This window comes from Siphonobacter sp. (assembly GCF_048595215.1).
In the GTDB taxonomy this organism is placed as follows: domain Bacteria; phylum Bacteroidota; class Bacteroidia; order Cytophagales; family Spirosomataceae; genus Siphonobacter.
The window spans coordinates 21,507-32,240 of record NZ_JBMDWJ010000102.1 but is presented as its reverse complement, the minus strand read 5'-3'; the positions used below and the strand labels follow the sequence as shown (position 1 = coordinate 32,240).

The window sequence follows — 10,734 nt, the reverse complement described above, 5'->3', positions numbered from 1 at the left end:
CTGGCAAACAAGGTGGTCAACTCTTCGAGGGTTACCCCACAGCCGCCCAGAATCATGGAGAGCCCCAGTTTACCGGATTGCTTTTGGATGGTTTGGAACTGTGCTTTCTTGAGTTTTTCAACCAGTGTAGAAGCTCCCATTTTTTGCAATACCTGTACGGCTGGTACGTTCAGTGAATTAGCCAGGGCGTATGCAATGGTGACTTTTCCGTGAAATTGACGGTCAAAGTTTTCGGGTTCAAACCCCATGAAGTTACTCGGTACGTCATACACTACCGATTTAGGGGTCAGTAAGCCCTGGTCAAAGGCCGTAGCGTACAGGAGCGGTTTGAGCGTACTCCCCGGTGAACGCACGGCCCGAATACCATCGACCTGCCCACCGTCGGAAGCATCCCGAAAATCAGCCGAACCTACATAGGCTTCTACGGCCATGCTTCGATTGTTAATGACCAGCACGGCTGCATTCTGAATGCGATTGACTTTTAGGCGATTGACGTAATTTTTAACCAGCCGTTCCAGGGCCGATTGGCGGGCGGGTACGAGTGTGGTCCGGAGAATGGGCTGTCCGGGGAATTCTTTTTTCAAACGCACGGCCAGGTGCGGAGCTGCCTGCGGAGCATTACTCCGGCGGGCCTGTAGCGGTTCAGTCAGGGCATCGGCTACCGTAGCTTGGTCGAAGAGCTGTTCGTGCTCAAATCGCCGAAGCCAGCGGTTGCGTTCCTGAATCAGGTACGCATTGCTGCGACCCGGTTGCAAGCTGTTGGGGCGGTTGGGAATGATCGTCAGAGCCGTTACTTCCGCCAGACTCAGAATTTGGGGTGGTTTTTGAAAGTACAGCCAGGACGCCGATTTGATGCCCTCAATGTTGGAGCCGTAGGGAACCAGATTAAGGTACAACTGTAAGATTTCATCCTTGGAAAAATGGGCTTCCAGCTGAAAAGCCCGTACAATCTCCACGAGCTTATTGGCGTAGGTACGGGGACGTGGTTCCAGCAATCGAACGACCTGCATCGTAATGGTGGAAGCTCCCGAGGTACGCCGCCCCGTCGTAGTATTGTTAAACAGAGCCCGTACAATCGCCACCGGATTCACACCCGGATGCCAGTAGAACCAGCGATCTTCTTTAAAGAGTAGGGTTTTGCGTAGGGTAGGACTGATCTCGTTAAGCTCGGTATAGAGCCGCCACTTGTCTTCTTCATTGAGAAAGGCGTGTAGCATGGAGCCATCGGTGGCTTCTACCAGCGTGGAATACGAAGGTTTTATCCGAAAGGGAAAGACAACATCCAGGAGCAGGAGTGCCGCCAGACTGATACTGATTGCCCATACCCAGAACCGTATTCGCATGAGTTAGTCCATCTGGATTCGCTTTCTACACATTATCGACTACGTACGTGCGAGCCGCTACATCGTGTATACATTGATGAAAACGACTGAAAAGCCCGTAGATGTACACCATGTAAAAATAGCCACTGATTTCCTTAACGGCATTTCGAATGAAGGCGTCCTTGTAGCTGAGTGGCTCGCCGGTCGTTCTTACCACCCGTAATTTCAGGATACGCTTACCCAGCGTGGCCTGGTAGCGGGAGCTTTCCTGAAAGAAACGGTAGAAAAAGCTCGTCGGTACAAGGACCATTAACAATTGCGTGTACAATTCAGAAAGGGCTTCCGGATGCGAATTAAGGTACTGAAAGTCCAGATTGAAAATGGGAATGCCTACCAAATACGCAATCAACATCGTAGCGATATTGATGAGGAAGTAATCAATTAAATTAGCCAGAAACCGGTTGCCCACACTGGCCAGTACCAACTCGTCGGTCTTTTGCATACAAACAGGAAAAATAAAGCTGCAAAAGTAAGTCCTTCTTTCACTTGTCAACGGTATGCTAACGATTTCAGCCGGAAATAAAATTATACGTATAGAGTTGACTTTTCTTTTTTCTTGTATTCTCTTTGTATACGAATAGTTGCTTTGCTAATTATTCAATACACTTCATCAATACGCCGTTCGGGGCATACTGGGCCGGTAACCTACTGGCCCAGTACCCACCGGACGCTCTATTACTTGGCTTCTTCAGCTTTTCGGTACAAAAGCGTTCGTACGTATTCCAATTCCAACGCATCCCAAGGTCAAAGACAAGGATTCTATGGTTTGAAGCCTATCTTTGAAGAACCAGTTTGACTCCTAATTTTCCAGTAGATATGACGGCTTCTGATCAACGGGCTTATTTTTTCAAGATTGATACTACCATTAAAAAAGTCCGTTACGTATTTCAGAAACGCTTGGATGAAGCGGGAATGGAATTGACGGTCGATCAATGGGTATTACTCGACCACGTCTTTCATTTTCCGGGCATCAGTCAGAATGCACTGGCGGAAAAAACGGCTAAAGACAATCCTACCGTTACGCGAATTTTGGATATTCTGGTCAAAAAAGGGCTTGTCGAACGCCGCATGGCCGAGGAAGACCGGCGCAAGTTTAATCTCCACCTGACGCCCGCCGGAATGGAGAAATACCACATCGCGTTCCCCGTAGTAGCCGAAGTACGTAAAATCGGCTGGGCTAATCTTTCCGATCAGGATTTCGACGATCTCGTTCGCATCCTGGATACCATCTACCTGAACATTACGGGCTAGGCGTGTAAGGAGTGGATACGCAACATTCGCCCTTGTTGAAAGGCCTAGCCAAGCTTTCCCGCCTGATCCAAGGCCGGCAATGCTTCCGTATAAGCTAAGTAAATAGAAACTCGAACGGAAGTGCATTCCCGTTCTAACGTAGCTACTGCACCTCCACGTCCGTCATAACCCCATAACTTTCATTCTGTAGTCGATCTAAAGCCGTAACCACGTAGCGGTAATTGCCGGGCGTAGGGGGCGTATCCGCGTACGAGGTTTGGGGTACGGGAAGAATCGCCAGAATTTTAGACGTATTGTTGAGAATGATGGGTTCATTTTCCCGGAACCGATACACCACAAAACGCCGGGGTACTTCGCCATCCACGGCAGCGGGTGGCATCTGCCAACGCATGAGTACCTGCGTTGGCGTTCGTTTGAGCTCGAACTCCTGCGGTGGGAGCGGTGGGGTATGATCTTTCCAAGGCATGGTGGGTACCAGGGCCGGAAGTCGGTACAGATCCCGGCGAAGCGTATCCTGGAAGCCTTTGTAATTATTGAGTAAGGACCGCGAACTAAAATAAATACTGCCCTGAACCTCCGGGTGCTGTCGATTGAAGCGAATCTGGATGGGCATTTCATCGGGGCTATCCCAGCCGCTTTCCCCATTCATCCGATACGCTCCCTGACCGATGTAGAGATGTCGGCCGTAGCAATTTTTCCGCCACCAGTCTACCAGCGGTTGGTAGGGTACCCGTTTATGACCGCGGTGAAAATAGACCTGCGGAGCAATGTAGTCGATCCAGCCCATTTGCAGCCACTTCCGCGTATCGGCGTACAGATCGTCGTAGGAACTCAAACCACGGGTCTCGGAGCCTTCGGGAGCTAGCGAACTGCGATTTCGCCAGATACCAAACGGACTGATCCCGAATTTCACATAAGGCTTGATGACTTTCACCGAATCCGAAATCTGGTGAATGAGCTGGTTGATATTATCCCGCCGCCAGTCATGAATATTGGCATACCCCGCTCCGTATTTGTAGAACGTCACCTGATCGTTTAGCACTTGTCCAACCACTTTATAGGGATAAAAATAGTCGTCAAAGTGGATGCCATCCAGATCATAGTTCCGGACCAGATTCGTAACAATGCTGGTAATATAATTCCGTACTTCGGGTACACCGACGTTGAAGAACTTGGTGCCGTCGTAGGTTAGCATCCAGTCGGGATGCTGGCGACTCACGTGATCGGGTGTTACGTTGGGGTGGCCTTTGAATACCGCCCGGTTGAGATTCAGCCAGGCGTGAAATTCCAGGTTCCGCTGGTGCGATTCGGCAATCATGAACTCCAGCGGATCGTAAAAAGGCTCGGGAGCTCGGCCTTGGCGGCCCGTGAGCCACTCCGACCAGGGTTCCGTAGCCCCCTTGGCGTAATAGGCATCGGCGGCATCGCGAACCTGTACGAAGATCGCATTCATTCCCGACTGGCGGTGGTTATCCAGGATTTGTCGAAACGACTGTTGCTGCGAATGGGGATTGTAATCACCCGGACGCGGCCAGTCGATATTATCTACGGTAGCAATCCATACGGCCCGAAGCTCTCGCTTGGGCGAGCCCTGCTGAGCAAACGCTTGCCAACCACAAAAAACCAGAACAAGAAAGAAAAAGCGAGTACACATTACAGACAAATCATCGGATTGAAGTCACAAAATAAACGGATTCTATGGCTTCGAAGCCAGAATCCGTTTGAAAAGGGTAGCTAACACTCAAAACCGCTTAAGGTACCGCAAGGTTATACGTTGCCTTTAAAAAATTAAATTTCCTCCGTTGAGTCACTGGAAACGCGTTTAGGACGACGGGCCGCTCGCTGAGCCAGGAGCAAAAAGAGGGGTGGAATGAGTAGCGGGGCAAAGATCAGCGTAGACGTAAGTCCACCAATAATAACCGTAGCCAGGGGCCGCTGTACATCCGAGCCAATCCCCGAAGAAGTAGCCGCTGGTACCAGACCAATGATAGCCACGAGCATAATGGCCATGATGGCCCGCAGTTGTTCGAGGGAAATCTCGTAAACCATGCGGGTAAGTTCCGTCCCTTCCAGCGTAGCCCGGTTGAGGGCCGACACCAGCAGTACGCCCGCCATCACGGAAATGCCGAAAATTGAAACGAAGCCTACCCCCGCCGATACGTTGAAGTTGTACCCCCGCAGCAGCAAGGCGACAATACCGCCACCCAGGGCGAAAAGAATACAGGTAAGCGTCAGTAAGGTGTCCTGGAAATTTCGGAAAAGGATGTACAGGAATAGGAAAACCACCACGACCGTCAGTGGAATGGTGAGTAGAAGCTGCCCACCGGCCCGTTCGAGGTTTTCGTACTGTCCGCCGTAAATGACCTGATAGCCTTCGGGAATCTGGACCTGCTGCTGAATTTTTCGTTGTACTTCCTGCACGAAGCCCCCCTGATCACGACCCCGAATGTTGGTACGCACGGTAACCATCCGTTTGCTGTCGATGCGGTAAATGTTCGTCTGACCCTGCACGTATTTGATGTCGGCCAGCTCGCTCATGGGAATCAAAGCCCCCGAAGCGGCCGGTACCTGCAACTGCCGGATGACGTCAATGGAGTTCCGGCTTTCGGGCGTAAACCGGATGACCAGATCGTAGCGGCGGTCTTCGTCGTAAATCGTACCGACGTCTTTGCCACCCACGGCGGCTTCTACCATGGTTTCTACATCACTTACATTCACCCCGTACCGGGCGGCGGCCTGCCGGTTTACCTGAATGGAAAGCTGATCCTGCGGCCCCTCCTGCTCAATGTTGGTGGCCGAGGCCCCGGCGGTTTGCTGTACGATTTTCGAAATCCGATTGGCTTTTTCCCGGAGTAAATCCAGATCATTGCCCACAACCGAGATCGCTAAATCGGCCGCCGACCCCGTAACGATTTCCATCACCTGATCGATAATGGGCTGTCCGGAAGAAAAGAAGGAACCGGGAAAGGCGTTCTGTAATTCGGTCTGAATTCGGGCGACGAGGTCTTTCTTGCGAAGACTGTCCGTCCAGTTCGAATAATCCTTTAAACCCACCAGAATTTCCGTTCGGTTGGGTGGAAACGGATCGGTACCGGTATCGTTACGACCCGTTTGGGTAATGACGAAATCGACCGGATAATTTTTTGCGATGATTTCCCGGATTTTCGGAGCAATCTTGGCGTTTTCCTGAATGGTCACACCCGAAGGCATAAACGACCGTAGAAAGATGGAGCCTTCATCCAGTTCAGGAAGAAATTCCGTGCCTAATTTAGCTCCGGTACCAATCATCAGCAGCACCACCGCAAAGCCCAGGGTGAGTACCAGTTTGGGACCCTTCAGCAAACGAGTCAGTAGCCAGGCGTACCCTTTTTCGAAGGGCAGTAAGAAGATGTTTCGATGTTCCTTTAAAGGTTTGGCGTTAGGATCCAGGGACTTTTTGAAAGCAAAGGAAACCAGTACTGGAATAAACGTCAGAGCGGCCAGCATGGAACCCACCACCGCAAACGCCAGCGTGAGAGCCATGGGGCGGAAGAGTTTGCCTTCTACCCGCTGCATCAGCAGAATGGGCAGGTAGGCCAGAATGATAATCGTGACGGAAAAGAATATTTCCCGACCCACTTCCTGAGCCGCCGATAGGGTAAGGGGTACAATTCCCCGGCGTTTTTCTTCGGCAGTGGCCGAGCGGTACCGCCGGACCAGGTGCTCGACCATGACACAGGCTCCGTCCACAATAATACCAAAGTCGATGGCTCCCAGCGAGAGTAAGTTGGCCGGTATGCCCGCCAATTTCATTAACATGAAGGCAAAGAGCAGGGCAAAGGGAATGGTAACCGTAACGACCAAGGCCGCCCGGAAGCTTCCCAGAAATAAGACGAGCAGAATGATGACAATGGAAATACCTTCAAAGAGGGTATGAGCTACCGTTTCCAGCGAATGATCAATCAGAAAACTACGATCGTACAAAACCCGCAGGCGAACGCCTTTGGGTAATTCGCGAGCTTCGAGTTCGGCCATCTTGGCTTTCAAGGCTTCCAAGGCTTCGCTGGGGTTTTCCCCGCGTCGCAGTACCACAATGCCTTCGGTAGAACCCGTGACATCGACCTTTGCATCGCGTACGGTATAGCCCAGAATACCCGATGGAGCAGGTGGCGAAATTTCTACGCGGGCTACGTCGGAGAGGAATACCGGTACGCCGTCAATGGCCGTTAATACAATACTTTCAATGTCTTTGGGCGTTTTCAGTACCCCTAGTCCGCGTACGGCAAAACCCTGCCCACCGCGATCAATCAAATTACCACCCGTGTTCTGATTGTTCTTACTAACGGCCTCCATCACCATCGGCAGGCTCAAATGGTACTTTCGCAGTTTGGCCGGATCGGTCAGGATATGGAATTCTTTCAAAGGTCCCCCGAAGGTCACCACGTCGGCAATACCCGGCACTTGTAGCAATTGCGGTACAATTCGCCAGTCCTGCAAATCACGCAATTGCATGGGTGTGTAGGTCGGTGGAGCTTCCACTACGTAGCGAAAAATCTCACCTACCGCCGTCGTCAGCGGGGCCAGTTCGGTCGTAACGCCATCGGGTAATTCGGCGTCCGCGATGCGTTCAAGTACTTGCTGACGGGCAAAATAATCCGTAACGGTTTCGTCAAAATTGAGCTGTACGACCGACAAACCGAAAATCGTACGCGAACGGCGGTCGGTTACGTGAGGCGTATTGTTCAGAGCCCGCTCGATGGGAATGGTTACCTGCTGTTCGACTTCCTCAGCGGCCCGCCCGTCGTACTTGGCAATGACGATCACATTCGTATCCGCAATATCGGGGTACGCTTCAATTTTGAGCGTACGGAAGCACGCGTATCCCACGCCCATTAGAGCCACCGCCAGGGCAATAACCACCCATCGATTCTTGAGGGAAAACAATAAAAGACTGCGAATCATGGAAGAAGTAGTAGGACATCGCTCGGTCCAATGCACCGAGCGAGGGGATTAGAATAATTCGACTTCGTAAGCCAGCATTAACGCCGTGGGCGAAAACTGGCGAATCTCCCGAAGGGCATACCGAACCTGTTCGGCTTCGGCTTCGAAAAGGATTAGAATGGGCGGCTCATCGAACGAAAACAAGGCTCCGGGCCGGAGAATCCGATGCTGGCCAATGCCGCTGATGCCTTCCAAAACCCGGGCATTGGGCATCTGTTGTTGAACCATCCATTGTAGAATGGTGAGGTAGAGCGGATGGCCGTGGTCATCCATTTCGTCCTTATTGAGAATAATTTGAGCCTGCAGGAGCATGAGGGGGAGTAGCTAGTATTCGTGAGCATTAGAAACCAAAGCTGATTCCTTTGAGCTGCATAGTATTTTCGGACACCACGGCTTCTCCCGCCTTCAGACCCGAAAGTACGATGATGGCCGAACCCGTTTGTGAACCCGTCGTGATGGCCCGACGAACGAAACTGCGGGGCTGGGTTTGGACAAACACGTAGTCTTTACCCTGAATGGTTACCACGGCCGACTGCGGTACCGAAAGGAAATTCCCTTCACTGATGCCAAAGCGAACCGTAGCGAACATACCCGCTTTGAGACGACCTCCGGCATTGGCAACCAGAATCCGTAGTTTGATCATACGGGTCTGAGCATCAGCAATCTCATTGATGGCCTGTAAGTTACCCTGGAACACTTCGCCGGGATACGCCGTAAAACTGAGCTGGCAGGTTTGTCCCTGTTTGACGCGGGTGAGCTGACTTTCGGGAACCTCACAAACGACCCAGGCCGTGCGGGGACGAGCTTTCATCAATAACTCCGCCGGAAATCCACCCATTTGCAGCCGGGCTTCGTGCTCGATTAAGGCGGCCTTTTCGTTTTCCAACTGCGTTTCGGCTTCCAGTACATCGCGGCCCGTACCCGCTCCGTTGCTGGCCAGATCTTTCGCCCGGGCTACGCTTACGGTAAGCGTACGAATGTTGATGCGGTGCTGAAGCAACTGCGTATACTCCGAAGCCAGTTCCGCATCGTTGAAGAGTACCAGATGCTGATCGGGGTTTTCCTGGGAAGGAATCACGGTAGCCGCCACCTGAGCCGGAGCCTCAAAATCGGCCCGTAGGTTGCTGGGTTCAGCGGGCGTTGTTTTGAAATCAGCGGCCATCGCATCGGTGGGCAGCGTAATCAATTGACCCTCCTGAGCAACCGTTGGTCGAAGTAGTTCCGGGGGAGCTTTTTTTTCGGTTTTCTGACAGGCCAGAAGTCCTAGCAGCAGTAGGCAGGTATAGGTGCGTACGTTCACGGTCGTTCGAGTGAGGGGTTACCATTCAGAAATGAGGCCGGAAGTGTAGAGAACGTCTACGAAACTTTTCCGGTAATCGTATAGGGCGTCAAAGTAGCTTTGGCGAGTTTCGTACCAGGCCCGCTGGGCTTCCAGGTAATCTACCAAAGTGGTCGCTCCTTTGACGTAGCTGTAGCGGACGGAGTTGAGTACCTGATCGGATTGGCGGAGTAATTGCTCGAATCGTTGAATGGACCGCTGGTGATTACGAAAGGTATTGATGGCCGTCCGAAGCTCCACGCTGATTCGCTTTTCCAGAAAGGTACGCTGATCCTGAGCCTGTTGCTGTAAGATTTTCGATTTCTGGATCTCGCCCTGATTACGGCTAAAAACGGGTAATTCGAAAGTCAGGAAAACCCCCACGTACGGAACGGCATTCTGCGGGTTCCAGATCGTTCCGAGCTCATTGCTGGGTTTCGCCAGTACGCGTTGCAACGCTACGTTTCGCTGAGCTGCCTCCAAGCCGCTACGGGCCAGTTGTACATCCGAACGCTGCTCCAGGGCGTAGTTCAACAAGCTATCGAATTGAACCTGCGATAAAATGGGATCTTTTAAATCAATTTGTACGCTATCGGTTTGGCCCAGTTGTACCTGAAGGGCCATGAGCTGGTTGGCGTAGGTTTGCCGGGCCGTCAGAATCAGTACGGCATTTCGTTCCGAGAAAACTTCCGTCCGCGTCAAATCCGAGGAACTCACGACCTGATTGCGTAAGCGAACCCGATTGACGGCCACCAGGCTATCCAGGTTGCCCTGGGTTTGCTGCAATAAGTCCAGTTTCACCGACGCATACCAGGCATCCAGCCAGCTCAGGGAGACATCCCGCAGTACTTGACGCGTATTTTCTTTCAGCGTTGCTTCCGACACCTGCGTTAGGCCTTGGGCAAAGGCTACCCGGCGGGTACGTTTTCCGTACAGGTCGAACTCTTTGGTGAGCTGTAACCAAAACTGACGATTCTGTCGGCTTAGGTAGCCTGCGTCGGCGGGAAGGTGTTTCGAGGAAAGCTGAAGCAGGGTCTGGTTGTTGAGAATAGGATTACTGCGAAGGCCCGCTGTAATTTCATCCGAACGGCTGGCGGCAATGTCCAGCGTTTGTAACTGCAGGGTAGGATTGGCTTCGCGTACCCGTTTAAGGGTCTGACGGAACGAATACACCTGTTGACCGTAACCGCCCAGATAGGCTACGAGTACCAGCCCAAGGGCCAGCGTCATTCGCATCATAAAAAGTATTGCATTAGGAATTGGTTCATCGGATTTGATCCGATCATCCGTGCTCCACACATAGAACAGGGTAGTCATAGCCCGTATTGGACGCAGTCCGGGCCATGAAGTCAAATCGCGGGAGAAAAATAGATTTTTTGCTGGAAAAAGTCGACGACTCAGGAAAAAATCAGTGACTTCCGGTGGGTAGGAACTGAATCGTTCGTAAAACGGAAAGTAAGGCTTGAGATAAGAGCATAAAAAAAGCACGTTAGCCAGAGACTAACGTGCTTTTAAAAAAGGGTGGTAAAGGGCGGGTTCGAACCGCCGACACACGGATTTTCAGTCCGTTGCTCTACCAACTGAGCTACTTCACCATTTTTTGTCCCGCTACTACGTGTGTTTTGGGACTGCAAAAGTAGTAGCACAAAGAGCCAAAAGCAATACCTGAGGCAATATTTTTTAAAAAACTTTTTAAAATCAGACGAAACCGCCTGTGGATCACCCGCTTGAGGTCACAAATTTAAAACTTGCTGAAGCAGAACTATCGGCTTATGTTTGTAGCCAGTACTTGTAACTCCGACA

General features: G+C 51.6%; 8 protein-coding genes and 1 tRNA gene. 1 reads left to right on the top strand and 8 read right to left on the bottom strand.

Annotated elements, in window-relative coordinates; translation table 11 throughout:
- Together pbpC and ACOJTG_RS05860 are read right to left on the bottom strand one after the other, a co-directional pair.
- A partial coding sequence (gene pbpC / locus ACOJTG_RS05865; protein WP_420152958.1) for a penicillin-binding protein 1C occupies window positions 1–1,343 on the bottom strand: 1,343 nt, incomplete at its 3' end.
- Window positions 1,344–1,368: 25 nt separating this feature from the next.
- The gene (locus tag ACOJTG_RS05860) at window positions 1,369–1,824 is read right to left on the bottom strand and encodes an RDD family protein (RefSeq protein ID WP_420152957.1); all 456 of its coding nucleotides are present in this window, start codon (window positions 1,822–1,824) and stop codon (window positions 1,369–1,371) included.
- 374 nt (window positions 1,825–2,198) lie between these two features.
- On the opposite strand from ACOJTG_RS05860, the gene ACOJTG_RS05855 reads away from it, so the two are divergent.
- The gene (locus ACOJTG_RS05855; protein ID WP_104714799.1) at window positions 2,199–2,633 is read left to right on the top strand and encodes a MarR family winged helix-turn-helix transcriptional regulator; all 435 of its coding nucleotides are present in this window, start codon (window positions 2,199–2,201) and stop codon (window positions 2,631–2,633) included.
- Between the two features lie 142 nt (window positions 2,634–2,775).
- Here ACOJTG_RS05855 and ACOJTG_RS05850 read toward each other — a convergent pair whose 3' ends face one another.
- The 6 genes from ACOJTG_RS05850 to ACOJTG_RS05825 all read right to left on the bottom strand — a co-directional run bounded on the left by ACOJTG_RS05850 (window position 2,776) and on the right by ACOJTG_RS05825 (window position 10,526).
- Window positions 2,776–4,287: a glycoside hydrolase family 10 protein gene (locus ACOJTG_RS05850; protein ID WP_420152956.1), complete on the bottom strand. Its 1,512-nt coding sequence runs from the start codon at window positions 4,285–4,287 to the stop codon at window positions 2,776–2,778.
- A gap of 134 nt (window positions 4,288–4,421) precedes the next feature.
- Window positions 4,422–7,574, bottom strand: coding sequence for an efflux RND transporter permease subunit (locus ACOJTG_RS05845; protein WP_420152955.1), 3,153 nt, complete (start codon window positions 7,572–7,574; stop codon window positions 4,422–4,424).
- Window positions 7,575–7,622: 48 nt separating this feature from the next.
- A complete protein-coding gene (locus tag ACOJTG_RS05840) occupies window positions 7,623–7,925 on the bottom strand; it encodes a DUF190 domain-containing protein (RefSeq protein ID WP_104714802.1) in 303 nt (100 codons plus the stop codon).
- A 28-nt stretch (window positions 7,926–7,953) separates the two neighbouring features.
- Complete coding sequence (locus ACOJTG_RS05835) at window positions 7,954–8,913, bottom strand: efflux RND transporter periplasmic adaptor subunit (protein ID WP_420152954.1); 960 nt, start codon at window positions 8,911–8,913, stop codon at window positions 7,954–7,956.
- Window positions 8,914–8,931: 18 nt separating this feature from the next.
- A complete protein-coding gene (locus tag ACOJTG_RS05830; protein ID WP_420152953.1) occupies window positions 8,932–10,248 on the bottom strand; it encodes a TolC family protein in 1,317 nt (438 codons plus the stop codon).
- 205 nt (window positions 10,249–10,453) lie between these two features.
- Window positions 10,454–10,526: transfer RNA gene (locus tag ACOJTG_RS05825), tRNA-Phe, on the bottom strand.
- Window positions 10,527–10,734: the final 208 nt, after the last annotated feature.

Excerpts from the sequence above, each read along its gene's own strand:
- ACOJTG_RS05845 (WP_420152955.1), bottom strand. The coding sequence starts at position 7,574 with ATGATTCGCAGTCTTTTATTGTTTTCCCTCAAGAATCGATGGGTGGTT.
- ACOJTG_RS05840 (WP_104714802.1), bottom strand. The coding sequence starts at position 7,925 with ATGCTCCTGCAGGCTCAAATTATTCTCAATAAGGACGAAATGGATGAC.
- ACOJTG_RS05850 (WP_420152956.1), bottom strand. The coding sequence starts at position 4,287 with ATGTGTACTCGCTTTTTCTTTCTTGTTCTGGTTTTTTGTGGTTGGCAA.
- ACOJTG_RS05830 (WP_420152953.1), bottom strand. The coding sequence starts at position 10,248 with ATGACTACCCTGTTCTATGTGTGGAGCACGGATGATCGGATCAAATCC.
- ACOJTG_RS05860 (WP_420152957.1), bottom strand. The coding sequence starts at position 1,824 with ATGCAAAAGACCGACGAGTTGGTACTGGCCAGTGTGGGCAACCGGTTT.
- ACOJTG_RS05855 (WP_104714799.1), top strand. The coding sequence starts at position 2,199 with ATGACGGCTTCTGATCAACGGGCTTATTTTTTCAAGATTGATACTACC.